The 15,190-nt window shown below is 37.6% G+C and carries 12 protein-coding genes and 2 pseudogenes; 4 read left to right on the forward strand and 10 right to left on the reverse strand.

The features are described 5' to 3' along the window. Positions 1–126: 126 nt before the first annotated feature. Positions 127–1,224, reverse strand: a complete 1,098-nt coding sequence (locus MHB45_RS11930) for an L-dopachrome tautomerase-related protein (protein WP_340907882.1) — start codon at positions 1,222–1,224, stop codon at positions 127–129. Positions 1,225–1,634: 410 nt separating this feature from the next. After that, positions 1,635–2,018: a VOC family protein gene (locus MHB45_RS11935; protein WP_048685785.1), complete on the reverse strand. Its 384-nt coding sequence runs from the start codon at positions 2,016–2,018 to the stop codon at positions 1,635–1,637. A gap of 262 nt (positions 2,019–2,280) precedes the next feature. Here MHB45_RS11935 and MHB45_RS11940 point away from each other — a divergent pair, with 262 nt between their 5' ends. After that, complete coding sequence (locus tag MHB45_RS11940; RefSeq protein WP_260089149.1) at positions 2,281–2,403, forward strand: hypothetical protein; 123 nt, start codon at positions 2,281–2,283, stop codon at positions 2,401–2,403. A gap of 465 nt (positions 2,404–2,868) precedes the next feature. On the opposite strand, the gene MHB45_RS11945 is transcribed toward MHB45_RS11940, so the two are convergent. The 3 genes from MHB45_RS11945 to MHB45_RS11955 are packed head-to-tail and all read right to left on the reverse strand — an operon-like array spanning position 2,869 to position 6,333. Beyond that, the gene (locus MHB45_RS11945) at positions 2,869–3,948 is read right to left on the reverse strand and encodes a Ger(x)C family spore germination protein (RefSeq protein WP_048685787.1); all 1,080 of its coding nucleotides are present in this window, start codon (positions 3,946–3,948) and stop codon (positions 2,869–2,871) included. Further along, entirely contained in the window at positions 3,945–5,009 is a 1,065-nt protein-coding gene (locus MHB45_RS11950; RefSeq protein ID WP_048685789.1) for a GerAB/ArcD/ProY family transporter, read from the reverse strand. Before MHB45_RS11950 ends, MHB45_RS11945 begins: the two co-directional genes overlap by 4 nt. Next, complete coding sequence (locus MHB45_RS11955) at positions 5,002–6,333, reverse strand: spore germination protein (protein WP_081088626.1); 1,332 nt, start codon at positions 6,331–6,333, stop codon at positions 5,002–5,004. Before MHB45_RS11955 ends, MHB45_RS11950 begins: the two co-directional genes overlap by 8 nt. 441 nt (positions 6,334–6,774) lie before the next feature. Between MHB45_RS11955 and MHB45_RS11960 the strand changes: the two are divergent. Next, positions 6,775–7,103: pseudogene (locus MHB45_RS11960) on the forward strand (methyl-accepting chemotaxis protein); the annotation flags it as partial. Positions 7,104–7,754: 651 nt separating this feature from the next. On the opposite strand, the gene MHB45_RS11965 reads toward MHB45_RS11960, so the two are convergent. From MHB45_RS11965 to MHB45_RS11975, 3 genes are all read right to left on the reverse strand, one after another. Next, positions 7,755–8,327: a DJ-1/PfpI family protein gene (locus tag MHB45_RS11965; RefSeq protein WP_340907883.1), complete on the reverse strand. Its 573-nt coding sequence runs from the start codon at positions 8,325–8,327 to the stop codon at positions 7,755–7,757. A 54-nt stretch (positions 8,328–8,381) separates the two neighbouring features. After that, positions 8,382–9,095, reverse strand: a complete 714-nt coding sequence (locus MHB45_RS11970; protein WP_048689578.1) for an iron-sulfur cluster assembly protein — start codon at positions 9,093–9,095, stop codon at positions 8,382–8,384. A gap of 75 nt (positions 9,096–9,170) precedes the next feature. Beyond that, positions 9,171–10,196 (reverse strand): amidohydrolase family protein, encoded by a 1,026-nt coding sequence (locus MHB45_RS11975; protein ID WP_048689574.1) that lies wholly within the window; start codon positions 10,194–10,196, stop codon positions 9,171–9,173. A 516-nt stretch (positions 10,197–10,712) separates the two neighbouring features. Here MHB45_RS11975 and MHB45_RS11980 point away from each other — a divergent pair. Together MHB45_RS11980 and MHB45_RS11985 are read left to right on the forward strand one after the other, a co-directional pair. Continuing rightward, entirely contained in the window at positions 10,713–12,728 is a 2,016-nt protein-coding gene (locus MHB45_RS11980) for a sigma-54-dependent Fis family transcriptional regulator (RefSeq protein WP_340907886.1), read from the forward strand. Positions 12,729–12,968: 240 nt separating this feature from the next. Further along, positions 12,969–13,314, forward strand: a pseudogene (locus tag MHB45_RS11985) (IS3 family transposase); the annotation flags it as partial. A 47-nt stretch (positions 13,315–13,361) separates the two neighbouring features. Here the strand turns inward: MHB45_RS11985 and MHB45_RS11990 are convergent. Both MHB45_RS11990 and MHB45_RS11995 read right to left on the reverse strand, forming a co-directional pair. Continuing rightward, a complete protein-coding gene (locus tag MHB45_RS11990; protein ID WP_375563980.1) occupies positions 13,362–13,487 on the reverse strand; it encodes a hypothetical protein in 126 nt (41 codons plus the stop codon). A 667-nt stretch (positions 13,488–14,154) separates the two neighbouring features. Beyond that, the gene (locus MHB45_RS11995) at positions 14,155–15,180 is read right to left on the reverse strand and encodes an LLM class flavin-dependent oxidoreductase (protein WP_161922460.1); all 1,026 of its coding nucleotides are present in this window, start codon (positions 15,178–15,180) and stop codon (positions 14,155–14,157) included. Between the last annotated feature and the right edge of the window lie 10 nt (positions 15,181–15,190).

The following is a 15,190-nucleotide window of genomic DNA, read 5'->3' on the forward strand; positions in this document are numbered from 1 at the left end:
AAAGTCTAAGATGAAGCAGGCTTTTCAATTTGAGTTAAGTCACCTCTTTATTATAGGACACTTGCTGGAATATCTGACAAAAAAGGCAGCTCCCTGGTGGGGGATAGCTACCTTCGTTTACGATTACTATGAAAAGGTAGGAGCGGGGAATTCATCAATTCTCATACGAAGTAAACTATATGGTTTTTCCCGGAGGTCTCTTCCATAATGAAATCTCGCCTGCCGATGTAATTGATTCACAATGACATATAAATATTGATCGGGGCCAATCGAAAAAGTATCCGGCCATAAAATTCTCGGGTCATGTGCGATGGTTTCCATTGTGCCATTCGGCAATATCTTCCGGATACTATTGTTTTCATAGTCTCCTGCATAAACGATTCCTTTTGCGCCGGTGATCATTCCATCAGACCCACCTTTTTCCCCCCAATACTGCACATATCGGGATAAATTCAGGTCCTGTATCCTTCTGTCTCTTAGGGCTTCTGTTGAAATCGAGAACAACTGACGGCTGGTTAGCGGGGCATAAAATAAAACCTTTCCATCAGGAGAAATCGCTAAACTATCGGAAGCCAATCTAAATGGGAAAGTCGAGCCGTCCGGGTTTCGATTCATCAAAATTTCACCTTCTACTTTCGGTAAAAAATAGGGATCAGGCGAAGTTGATATTGCCCCATTTAACCGTCTAAACGCGTTCCCATTTTCTAAATCTACGACGATAATAGCCCCTGGCCCTCTGGAAGAAGAATCCGTTATATATGCATAGCCTGCTCTTCCAACCCGAAAATCCAAACGGACATCATTCAGATAAGTTGTTGGCAAGACAACATCTTCTGTAAAGGTATATACTCTCCTTATTGTATTCGTGCTTAAATCAACAGCAACTAATTTTGCTCCCCCTTGTATAGGTTCAGAAAAATTTGGTGCCCCTGTATCTAGTACCCAAAGCGTTCCTCTTCCATCAGCAACGATACTTTGGACACTGACGAAAGACATCTTAATATTCCCAGTATTAACCAAATTGGTTTCTACACTGGGATAAGGATGCAATTCACCCTCAACAATTTCCGCCACAGTAAATTGAACGTCGTCTCCCCATTTCGGAAAGCATACAAAAATACGACCGGTTTCGGAAACGCTGACACCTGTAGGCATAGCCCCATAAAAAGCATGCACCAGTTCAAACTGCCCAAAATATTTTTCCATAGGTAACATAGGTTGCATGATATCCTCCTCATCAAATCCGAACGGATACCACCTATATATGATGAAATTTTTTTGTAGTGCCTGGTTCTCGATGAATTTTTCTATCGTGATGGATGCTGTGGGTTTATTAGTCCAGGAGTAACATGGGCGTTTCGATAAAGTGATTCAAACTTCCACTGGCTCTTCAAAGACGGGGAATGAGAGCATCTGAATTTACGTTTACAGTCAATTTTAGAACTAACATAAAAACTATTATGATTTGCTCCCGTCCAGCAGCCTGGTTAGAAAATTAAATCTGTCTCCTCCAATAAGAAAAGGCAGCTTCAACAACCTGCCTTATTGTAGAGTTGACACAAACTGTGAAGTTAAAAGGAAGTGCGAAAAAAACTTAAGTAAAGGGAGAGTGAGCCGGCTACTTCCTAAGAACATTAACCATTACAAATCATAAGTACATTACCATCTGGGTCTTGAAAGTTAAAATAAGCAAAATTTCCAATACGCTCTATTTCTTTAACAATGGCTATGTTATTACTCTTGATAAATTGGTAAGCTTCGTCTATATCTTTTGCGTAGAAATTAAATAAGACATTATTGGATGGCTTAAATATAAAATTAGGATCAAACGTATGGTCATCTAAAGTTAATCCAGTTTCACTTGTTACAGGAATATTGTAAACAGGTGATTCTACAGAGTCATTATTTCGCGAGATGCCAAAGAGATTGCAATACCATTCAACTGATTTCTTTAAATCTTTAACATGGATAAAAACATTGTTTATTTTACTATTAATAGGAGAACTGGTTATTCCCATTGTTTTCCACCTTTCATTGAACCTTACCTAAAGAAATTCAACAAGTTTCAAAAAATTCCTTTAGAAGTTCATCATAATTCGAAAACACTGTGCTTGTAGAACGTTCCTGCCCGTGGGGCATGGCCCCCGTCAACTAAACAGTTCGCCGCCCCCTACTTGTAGAAACATGATTAGGCTGGTTGGGACAATGATCTCGTATAACAAGCGAAGCTATGGAAAGGATTAAGGGGTACCGGCAATATTCTTTAGGAGGAGATAATAAATGAATCCAGTTGTTGGTCTGGATGTAGCGAAAGGTAAAAGTCAGGTGTCGATTTTCGCTTCGGGGCTTAGGGAAAGTCCAAACGGAGTTTGGCATCGTAGGCCATGGCTCATAATCTACTGAAGGTAGCTGGCTTTCGCCAGCTAATTACAATGAATAATTATAAAACTAGAAAACCAGGAGAAGAAAAACGAATCGTTTTTCTTCTCCTGGTTTATTTTAGGGACTTATTAGACAGCCCCTTTTCTCAATATTAGTATTCTCATTCATAGAAGCACAATTATAGAAAGCTCGGGTAGAATACTTGCAATCAAGGTTAAACTAATAAAACTGTAAAATGAGTAGGTGATAAAAAGTCTGGATGTCCTTTCTTGATTTCCTGTGTTTATTGGGAAGTTTCCCAAAGTACCTAATAATTAACAAGTACTAAAGTATTCACTATTTCTTAAAAGATTAAAAATATATACTATCTGAAGTAGAGCATAAACTGTAGTATTTCCACTTCAAAGTGCACCATGATGCATGGGGCTCTTGATAATGATCATTTTAAAATTAAAGCCTATCCATTTTTCATATGATATCCAATATCTATTTGTCAATTATAGTCTTTATTTTTCCCTCGTTTTGTATTGTAGTATGAATGGTAAGCTTCATTTCTAGATTGGGATAATATTTCTTTCGCCAGTCCTTCAATTCCTCATAAGGAATTTTATTTCTGTAGTATTGTCCCAACCCGAAGACATCTGTTTCTTGCTTTTGAAATCGTTTCAGCATTCCATCAAAACGATTTGCCAATACCTTTTCCAGCTCTTTTTTAATTATTGCATTGGAAACTTTTCCTCTTCTCTCTTGAATAACTACATTTAAACGAATCGTTGAGAACATATATGGAATATGATTTCTTAGTTCCCCTTTATGAAAACCTGTATTTCCAACAATCATGATGGTTGCATGTTCCATTACTTCTACCCTTCCCTTCATACTGTTCCCATGAAAGGCATTAAAAAGGAGGGTTTCTTTAGGATCCATTTTAGAAACGATTTTTCCTTTTTTCATCACTGCAGAACCTGTATATGTAACTGGGGTGTTTTCCCCTGATTTGACCATAGGAATTGCTACATTTTGAGTGTAGGAATTAAGAGCTCGATAAACATGCCATAGACGTGTTAAAGATATTTGTGGAGTCCAACCTGCATATTTCTCAAAAAAGTCATAAAGATTTATCCCTTTTTCTAGATTTTTTTTGAGTGTTAAGAAAAAAGCATCTATATTATCATCACATATTGCGATTAATGTTTTTGAAGATATTTCACGAATTCTCATAAACGTGTTAATCGGTTCTTCCATCCCTCCTTCTTCCACTAATTTTCGATCAAATATGATTATCCTTATGTGCAATAAGTCTACACCGCTTTCCATATTAGTTCTAATGTCCTCTACAGCCTTTAAAATGGTTGATCCTGTTCCTTTGACAATTGTCTGTTTCTGAACACCCTCTGAAGTAACAGGAATCTGAAGTAATACTTTGAATTTTTCTCCCTCTTTAGTAATTCCCATTGCAATCGGAAAGGCTCGATGATTAATGTCTTTAATATCCCAGCAACCACTTAATGGCATTAATATACACAGACTAAGTACTAGTTTAGAACAAATTATAATACTTCTCATGATAGTCTTTTTCTCCTTACACCGATGAGGAATATAATTAAAGGGAGTACGATTAAAATATAAAATCGGAAAGCAGTATTCCACCATAGCAACTTCTCAGTCTCTTGCCAACTAGGAATACATAAGCAAATGATAAAAATGCTAACAGATAAGGCTACAATATGATATTTTTGCTTTAATCCCGGGAAATATTGATTCATTATTATAGAGGACTGCCATAAAAGTAAGGAAGTAAGCAACATGATAAAGGTAACTAGGCTTAACGCAAAAAACAAGGTAGCCCTGTCAAATATAAGCCATTGAAGCTGAACTTTATCCAATGTGGTTATAAAGGGAAAAAGCAGCGTACTAGCCGTTTCATTTCCAAAGGTTAAAAGAGGTAAATAAACGGATAAGAAAAAAAATGGGATAAGCAAAAAGACTGCAAACATGATTTTTTTAGAGTTATACGATATTTTTTTAGGAAGAAAACCTAAAAATGAAAAAACAATGGCAAAAGAAAAAAAACTTGTATAATAGGGAGGTTGTCGAAAAAAAGAAAAGTCGGTATCCATAATCGGAAAGGCATTATGCCAATCAATGTCTTGAAAGCAAATCGAAAGCATAAGTAAGATTAACGGGAAAAAGATACAGAATATTAATAAGGCTGTACGTAAGATGGTTTCTATTCCTTTTACGGCGATATAAGTTGAAATAAGAATCATTAATGTAATAATTGCCCAAGTAGGAGTATTCGCTAAAAAGATAATGTTGGTCACTTCTGCATAGGCGCTAACAAGTTCAATAGTAGTTATGACTAAGTATAGAAGAACAGGAAAAAGTAATGTGAAAGAAAAAGCTTTACCTAAGATCTTTAAAATACTAATAATATTCTTTTCGGGAAAATAAGAAAGCCCCTTTAGGTAAAGCCATAAAAATAGAATAAATATGACACATTGAATTAAAATCGGTTCCCAGTGACCTTTATGTGTGCTGGCAATAATTCTTTCCGGATAAATGAAAAAAATAAGACCAAAATGAGACATTAACCCCATGCATATAACCTGAAGGCTTTTATCCAATTTCCCCTCTCCTCTTAGCTAAACTAATGTATGGAATTCCAAATATCTCTCGACTTGCAAAGTAAGCGCTTATGAATACCAGACCGGATAATATGCCCAACACGCCATAGATTGAAGCAAAAATAACAACTACATATTTAAGTAAACGCAGGATTAAGGCATTTTGAAACCCTACAACGCTTGAATTCGCAATTGAGGTTGCTGCTACAATGATAATTAAAAGGTTGCTAACCAGCTTTGCGTCTACTACTGCTTGTCCAATGACAATTCCCCCTACCATTGTTACCGTTGGACCGATACTGAGCGGAAGCCTTATACTCGCTTCAATAATTAACTCTAAAATAAGGAGCATAATTGTAATTTCAACAAAAGGGGGATAGGGTATTCCCTCCCTGCTCTGAGCAATCGATAGAGCCAGTTCAATTTTTAATATCTCAGGATTTACAGCAACAAGGGCCACATAGATAGCTGGGAATATAAGGGTAATCAGAGCACCAAGAACACGTAAAAATCGGATGGCGCTCATAATTGGGTAAGCATAGTTACGGTCATTCGCCTGGACAAACATATCCCATAATAAATGTGGCAAGATAAGCGCAAAGGGATAACCGTCAACGAATAGAATGACCTTTCCTTTGTTTAAACCATCTACTGCTTCCAATGGCATTTCTGTGTTATTAAACTGAGGGATAACCTCCCATTTCCGCATACCCATAAAACGATAAAGATGCTGAAGATAGAGAATATTTGTGTGTTGATTCATTTCAATATGTGAAATGATCTTTTTGATCATACTTTTATCTGCTCGGTCATTCAAATAAACTATTGATAAACTCTTTTTTTGATCACTTCCTACCGTATAGGTTTTAACTGAGAGCTGAGCAGTGGAAACTTTTTTTCTCACTATTCCTATATTTGTTGACATATCTTCAATAAAAGAATCTAAAGGACCTTGTAATACGTTTTCATTAGCAGGCGGTTCAATTGATCGAGTCAATTCTTTAGGAAGTGGTTCAAATTGCAACATTATATTTTTTTCTTTTGAATAAACAATGAGTTTACCCTGAAGAATAGACTCTATTGCTTCTTCACTATTTATTTCAACACCTTTTCTGTTGAAAAGAGTTCTTTTTACTTTTACTGAATGAATCACTTCACTGGTATCCATATCTTTTTTTAATATTTCTTTTGTTTTTATAAGGTTAACTATTGAATGTAAACCAAGTAAAAGGACTGCTTCACCATCCAAAATAAACGGTTCTATGAAAAAGTCTTCTGCATCTTTAAAAGCCTCATTTATTTCTACTATTATTGAGTTCGTGATTTCTCATCTTCCCTTTCAAATTTCATTATTTCTTATTTCATTTTCCCCCGTTGCTTGTGAATTATACAAATACCAAACTAGGTAAAATATGACGTCTGAGATATGTTTTTTAAAGCCACAACCACATATTCGCATGTGCACATTGCATTAGAGATAGTTCATTCAGAAAAGGAGGGGTAACGCTTCGGGGCATTTTTTTAGTTAAGCTTTGAAACGAGAAATCCTCTCCTGCAATTCCTCCGACAATCTGGTCAAGGAAATTGTTGCATTTGAAACCTCCTCAATTGAGGCCAATTGCTGCTTCCTAGCAGCAGCTGCTGTTTCAGTACCAGATAGCGTTTCCTGTGCCCTTCAGCAATTATTTCTATGGTTTGCTGTAGTTCTTCAACACCATTCTTTATAAACTGGGTAGAGGCTGCCACTTCTTGAATCTGAGATGTAAAAATTAAAGAAATCTCCACTCTAATTACTGATATTTCAGGTCAGACGAATTTACTTGCATTAAACGCTGCAATTGAGGCTGCTAGAGCCGGGGAGGATGGAAAAGGATTCGCAGTTGTTGCAGAAGAGGTTAGAAAATTAGCCGATCAAACCAACAATCTGCAAATAATATCCATAAGCTTGTTTCAATCAACCAAAATGAAGCAAACGAGACCGTTAATAATATTCAAATTGTATGAGAAAACGTAGACTCTGGAAAAAAGCTTTCTGAAGAAACAGTAACAAACTTTGAAGAAATTTTAATTTTATTTGAGCAGCCATGTCAACAGACAGATTGATAGATTTCATCTGCTCGAGCATTCAGCTGCTGCCAAACGCTGCGATAATGCCTTGAACCGATTTTTCAAGATGACAATCGGATTGAACAACAGCATGGTTCTTGACGCCCGCCAGAGCTTGAATACGTTTTCCATTAGCTGTACCCTGTTGGTAATCTTGTCTCTGCCCCTTGTGCTTTCCAGATCGTTTCTTTTAAATTTAAACCTGCTAATTTTACGATTTGGAGAGGGTGTTGATAGTCTCTGAGGTCGCCGACCTCTGCGAAATGCCAATCCCTTTATTTTTCGCAACCTATCTCACTTTATAGAATTCATACGACATAGTTAAATCGTTATATAAATAAGTCGTGCGACCCAATCCATTTTCAGGACCATTTCTGGATATGTGATATTTCCTACCCATACATAAGCCAACAAACAGCCATTCTGGTTAATTACTCTTTGATATAGATCAACGAACATGCATGTCATTTGAACGAGGGATTATGTTCAATAAAGTGGAAGCCGTTTTAATAAATTCAGCCATAAATATTGTCCAATTTAAAAAGGATTGCCAGTGGCAACCCTTTTTTCTCAATATTAGTAATATCACCCATATTAGCTTGAAAATAAGGAGGGAATGTTTCAGTCCTTTTGACTTATTTAAACAGAAGCTTCTTTTTTAACATTTAGCAATTTAAAGAATTCTTTCATAAAACCTGGGAGATCTGGCCAAGCATGCCCTGACACGATATTGCCATCAACATGAAGCATTTCTTCCACGTATGTAGCTCCTGAAGCTTCTATTTCGGGTCTACATGCGTTATAAGCTGTCATCTCCCTGCCCTTTATATATTCTCTTATCGTTGTTAATACCAGTTGTCCGTGACAGATAACTCCAAGTGGTTTATTTTCTTTTAAAAAATGGGCGGTTATATCTTGTACTTTTTTATTCATACGAATATATTCAGGAGCACGGCCCCCAGGAATAATAAGTGCGTCATAATCAGTAGGTTCAATCTCTTCAACCGAGGCATGAGATTCAATTTTATATCCCCATTTCTCTGTAAACGTTTCCATTTCAGGCAAAAAATCATGAACAACTGTCTGGAGACTTTTTTTCACAGGTGAGGCAATTGTGCAATTAATATTTTCTTCGATACATCTATAATATGGATAAAATACTTCCAATGCCTCTACAGCGTCACCAGTTATAATAAGAACGTTTTTACTCATTTTTCATCACATTCCTTTTCTGAATTTTTTTAAAATTCCTAAGCATACTTAAAATTATATTTTCGTCAATGTACTTTCATCAGCGGAAGGCAAATTATATCGAGCCTCTAATAAACCGCGACAATAATGAGCATTAAACTCCATATTCATTCGTGACCCTTTAGCACCTCGCAGATAATCAGCAAACCCTTCTTCAGTTATCTCTTTATCTTCAGGAGTGGTTATGGCTAATTGATTTAAGTAATTCGACGTTTTTTTCTTTTCCAGGTATTTTCCCCTAAGTAACTTCCCTTCTACAGATAAAGGCAGTTCATATAGCTCTTGGATAGATAAATTGAGGATTTCTTTCTTTGACATCCCATTTTGAAGTAAATATCTTATAAGTTTCTCTTGCCTTGCATAGAAAGCTTTTATCTGGAAAGTCTTACGTAATTCATCAAGATCTCCATCAGATAAACTACTAAAGGATTCGCTAAAGGATTTACCTGAAGTTGCTCCTTGGTTGATTTCATCCGAAGCACAGTGATCTAATAAAGTTACTTTAACTTCATTTACCCAGTCTATTTCAGCCACAAACTTCAGTATATCTTCGGCCATGATATATGCGAAGTTAGGTGAACACCAGTAAGTTGGTAATCGAAAAACTACTTCGACATCGTTTTCTTTTATTACCGTGTGATCGATAAATCCTAATTCAGTTAAAGGCTGGTCTAATTCTGGATCATAAACTTTATCTAGCATGCTATAAACCTGTTTTTCTTTGTTCATAAAGTTCGATGCACCTCTCTTTTTCAATGATTGATACAAAACTTTAACACGACTCAACTGGTCTATTGATTGAGATTAAACCATTATATGTGAAGCTAGTTCGCACTTTTGTAACTTCGCTTTTTGAGCCTCGATATCAATATTATAGAGTCTGGCTGCATTACCGCCTAAAATTTTCTTTTTTACATTCAAATCAAAAGTTACGCCTGTTTCCTGTTGGATATCTTCAGGAAGCTCAAAATCTACGAATTTTTCGATAAGCCATTTTGGTTCCCATATTCCATAATCACTCCCGAAAAGGATGCGATCCTCATCCAGCCAGTACAATAACTCACTTATGATTTCTGCAAAATAACGAGGACGTTGATGGATAAGTGATATGGCTACAGCTAATCCCCCGTATACATTTTTCTCTTGTGTTGCAATCCAACAAAAATCTTCCAGTCTAGGCAACCCAACATGCTCTACGATAAAATTCAGTTCTGGAAAAGTACTTGCAGCATCATCAACGTCAGCTACATCAAAAGCGTCGCGATTAAGCGGTGTGACCGTTGGACCTTTATGGATATGAATATTTTTTATTCCCAGATCAAGGCATTTTTGCAGATAACGCTGAGACCACGGATCAGACAGCTTATACCCTTTAGAATCGCCATACCAATCAGCTGTATAAAGTTTTATACCTTGCCAACCGTATTTCAATTTCATCGCTTCTAGATTTTCTAACCCGCGCTCACCATGTCGAGGATCAAGCGTCCCATTACATATAAAACGATTTGGATATTTTTTTGAAAGGGCATCATTCACATCAAAATCTCCAAACCCGTTTTTGTAAAACTCCTTAAGATATACCGGTTGAAAAATAGCCATATCAGCATATCCTTTTACAATGACATCCTGTACCAACGTTTCAGAGCCATATTTCTCGAATTTTTCCCTTGGCCAAAAATATTCTTCAGGACTCAAGTTCTTATGATAATCATAGAAACAACTAATAAACTGTTCACCATGTATGTTTAGCTGGTTTTCCTTGCTTCCATCCCAAATTGCCACATGAGAATCAATAACAAAAATTTCTTCCCCGCTTTTCGTTTTATACAACATTATCACCCCTTCAAGTTTTGCCTTTCTCTTTACTTCATTGCAAATACTGTGCCAAAACTTCCTTCTTTACTATCAAAAATTATTAAATGTTTCTTTAATACAAGCAAAACTGCCTCTATTCCGATATTTATCAGGTTCTATATAATTGGAAATTTGGAATGATAACTATAGATTTAAATAAAAATATTGAAAGTTCTGTATTTTTTTCTAATGATATATGGTGCATTAAGCGACACTGTATCTAAAAGTGACGATCGTAATTAAGCAAAGTGCGACACACCTAACTTATAAGTTTGATTAAGAATGTAGATTATATTTGAGAGTGGGAAAGCATAGTGGAGAATAACAAGATTGATAATTTAGATAATTGGTATATAATATGTGTAACTATATTACCAACGTGATGGAGAACTTTTTATTATCAATCACTTAAAAATATTGTAAGCGTTTACTGAAAGGTCAGGGTGATTTCAGAAACATGGCACACACTTACATTAAAAGGAAGGTACCGGTATGAAGAACCCATATATTTCGTTGGATATTTTCTCTTCACCGAAGACTGAAAAGGATAGAATCGAAAGAGCCTGGGAGCATTTTATATCAGGCCAAAATTTAGTATCTGAAGTGAGATCCTTAACTTATCAATCTTGGGAGCGCTCTATTCGTCATGGAGTACACCCCACCAAAGGGAGAGCCCCACTCGTTCTGTCACAAGATGAAATACAAGAATATCAAACAACCCACACGTTCTTTTCTATTTCAGAATCCCTTCTACCAAAACTTAAAGAATCAGCAATAGATTCAGGTCACTTAATTGTGATTTGTAATCATAAAGGAGAATTATTATATCTAGATGGAGATGCCTCTCTCAAAAAGAAAGCCGAAAATATAAATTTTGCAGCAGGGACTTCATGGTCAGAGAGCTATGTAGGGACAAATGCTATGGGCACTTCTTTGGCTACAGGAGTACCCATGCAAGTCTTCGCGGGAGAACATTTCTGCCAACCTGTTCACAATTGGGTATGCTCAGCCTCGCCGATTAAAGATCCTGCAACACAAAAGGTTCTTGGAGCGGTCAACTTAACCGGTATTTGGGACGTGGTACATCCCCTCTCTCTATCCGCTGTTGTTTCTATCACTCAAACAATCGAAGAAAAGCTCCAAAGCCAGCTCAAATTTGAGCACTTTTTGCTACTTGAACATTATATTGAAACAACTCGTAAAAACCCCAGTAAAATAGTGGCTGTGCTCGATCGTGGACATCAAGTCATTAAAGCCTCCACCCCATGGTATGACAAAGGTTGGATTGATTACAATAACCGATTAATAAATTCATTATCAGTTTGCAGTGGCACAGAAGGCATGAAAGACGGCTGGATTTTTGAGTCAGTCCCTTTATATCATCAAGGATTCCCTATCGGTTTTATGATACATGCGATTTCAAAAGTCAAACCTTTAAATAAAACGGGATTTAGTACAAAGTACTCCTTCACAAATATGATTGGGAAATCTCCGGAATTCCAATCTGTTATCGATGAGGCGCATACAATGGCCAATCTGGATTTACCCGTTTTAATTGAGGGAGAGAGCGGTACTGGCAAAGAGTTATTCGCCCAATCCATACACGCTTATAGTCATCGATCTGAAGCTGCTTTTGTAGCTGTTAATTGCGGGGCAATTCCAAAAGAACTCGCAGCAAGCGAATTATTCGGTTATGAGGAAGGCACTTTCACAGGAAGTATAAAAGGTGGCCGTGCCGGAAAATTCCAGCAGGCTGAAGGAGGAACAATTTTTTTAGATGAAGTTGGCGAGATGCCACTAGATTTACAGGCCATGTTTTTGCGCGTGCTTGAAGAAAGAGAAATTGTACGAATGGGTGGAAGAGAACCGATAAAATTAAATGTACGGGTAATTGCGGCAACAAATTGTAATTTAAAAAAAGCCTGCGAGGAAGGCACTTTTCGTAAAGACCTTTACTACAGACTTAATATCCTTTCCTTGCAAGTCCCCCCACTGCGCGAAAGAACAGGGGATGTCCCCTTATTATTAAATCATTTTTTGACAAAAACCTGTGCAGAAATTAGGAGACCACCACTTAAAATAGACGACCAAGACATGTTTGTCTTAGAGCAGTATGAATGGCCTGGGAATGTACGTGAATTAAGGAATTTTGCCTACAAAGTGGCCATAAAGGCAAATGGCAATGTAATCACAAACAGTGATTTCCCAAAAGAAATCGGACTAACTAAAAGGATAATAAATTATTCAGCGACAGATCATACACATCAAAAATTGAATAATAAAGAACAGCCATTAATACTTACTAATCCTTCCTCATCCCAAGAAGAATCAGTGAATTATCCAACCTCTTTAAAGCAGCAAGAATTGCATATGATTCTTATGGTACTTAATGAGGCAAATGGCAATGTTACAGCCGCTGCAAAAAAACTTGGCATTCATAGAAGCACAATTTATAGAAAGCTCGGGCGGAATACTAAAAATGAAAGTTTATCTAATAACAATGGATAATGAAAAACCAGGATGTCCTTTCTTGATTTCATTGTGTTTATTGGGAAAATTATAAGTTCTGCCGTTTTTAATTCCTTATTTCACAAAGGATCTGATAATTAAAAATCATCAGTATAGTTAACACTATTTCTTAAAGGGAAAAAGTATATATATTTTCTGAAGTAAATGATGAACTGTAGAATTTCCACTTCAAAGAGCACCATGATACTTAACTGCACCCCAATTGTTAGACAACATCGAGGTGCTCACATCAATCATAAAATAGTTCTCCGATTGATGAATGAACTAGGATTGAAGTCATTGGTTCGCATGAATAAATACCGTTCGTACAAAGGGAAAATCGGCAAGGTTGCGACCAACATTCTAGCAAGTGATTTCAAGGCGGCAAAGTCCAAGGAAAAATGGGTGACAGACGTCACGGAATTCCATCTAGCTGGGGAAAGACTTAACTTATCGACTATTCTTGACCTGTTTAATGGAGAAATCATCGCCTATAATATCGAATCTCGGCCTGTTTATCCTCGTTTCCAAAATGCAGGATAAAGCCTTTGATAGCTTGGAATCGAAAGATTCACCCATTCTCCATATTAAAACCTATTGCCTCCCAGCTTTTCACTTTCTGCTGCTGCTTCTTCACCACGGCCACAAATTACAGCATTGGTTGGTGCCTTCCTTGGCAAACGCGACGGCAATTGCTTTTGCAATACCTTTACTGCCGCCTGTCACGACTGCCGTTTTATCTTTTAATCCCAGGTTCACTTTAGATCCAATCCTTTCTATGGGCGTCTATTGTTGATTACATATTAACAATAACATCTAGTCATAAACAAATAAACTATGGCTGATTTTCTGCTCTAATACTCAATAAAGGAGGGAAACCACTAAGATGGTTTCCCTTTAAAATGTACCGTCTTGTTTAGTATAAGGTATATTCTTATACTTGCTGAGCAAGGACAATTATCATCACGATTCCATTTTTTGTTGAACAATTCAAGGAAGCAGAGATGGAATGAGATAAGTGAACTCCTTATACAATAGGAAGCTAGCCAGGGATGCCAGTATAGTACTCCCACATTTTACTAGAAATAGCCAGTTCTTTTTAATCTTTTTTAGATAATGATGTACGGATTTTGTCTTCTTCACCGGCTTGTACTTTTGTACCCACTGAGGTTCCATTATCAATTCCCTCCCTAAAGCGATTAAAGTATTTCAAATGCTTTCATCACTTCATCGGGTGTCCGCAGCATCCCAACACCCATCACAGGAACACGATCGCCGACACGCTCATGGATCATAACAACTCGGGATGTCTGATTGTTGATCCGTTCCAAAAGCAGCCGACAGAAATATGGAGATAATCCAGGTCCTGGTCTGCTAACTTGTCCACTAATTGCAACGTTTCTTCTATGGTGATGCCAGTTTTGACCTATTTTAGCTGATTAATTTCTGCCAATATTTCATAGGAATGGAGGCGGGCCTTATGATCGTAAACCTGGGCGATTGCCATAATTTCATCGGCTTGACTTTCATCCAGAACCTTTTCCAGCTTTTCTTTTACGATTTGAGGACTGCCGACAATCGAAGTTCCTAATTGATTCTCAAGGGCAGCTATTTCATAGTCGCTCGCTATATCATTAATATTATCCACTGGCGGCTGCAATGGGACTTCCTTCCCGCGCATCAAATTCAAGAACTGCTGCTGCAATGTTGTAGCGAGCCGCTCAGCTTCTTGATCTGTATCGGCCGCAATGATGTTAAGCCCTACCATTGCATGCGGCTTGTCCAGTACTTTAGAAGGCTTAAACGAACGGCGGTACAGCTGGATAGCCGGCAGTGTGTTATGCGGCGAGAAATGGCTCGCAAATGCAAACGGCAGTCCAAGCTCTCCTGCCAGCTGGGCACTGTATCCGCTCGAACCTAACAGCCAAATAGGTATGTTTAATCCCTCACCCGGAATTGCTTTAACATGACTATATCCTTGTGCCAGGGAAGGGTCAAAGTAATTCCGGAGCTCAGCCAGCTGCTCAGGGAAATCTTCTCCTGAACTTCTCAAGTCACGTCTTAATGCACGTGCGGTAAGCTGATCAGTGCCTGGTGCACGGCCCAAGCCAAGATCAATACGTCCTGGATATAATGATTCCAGAGTACCAAATTGCTCAGCAATAACAAGAGGTGCATGATTCGGCAACATAATGCCGCCTGAACCTACCCGGATTTTTGATGTACCTGCTGCAACATGGGAAATGACTACCGATGTTGCAGAGCTGGCGATAAATGGCATATTATGATGCTCAGCGAGCCAATATCGGTTATACCCCAGCTTTTCAGCGAGCCGGGCCAGCTCCAAAGTATTGCGAAAAGAATCAGCCGGCGTCCTTCCATCTGCAATTGGAGAGAGATCCAGGACCGAGAATGGAATATCCGTAATTTGTTTTGTATCATTTTCAGGCATATGCTCATCT

Origin of the sequence: Peribacillus sp. FSL K6-5616 (assembly GCF_038008245.1) — a bacterium.
Classification (GTDB): Bacteria; Bacillota; Bacilli; order Bacillales; family DSM-1321; genus Peribacillus; species Peribacillus frigoritolerans.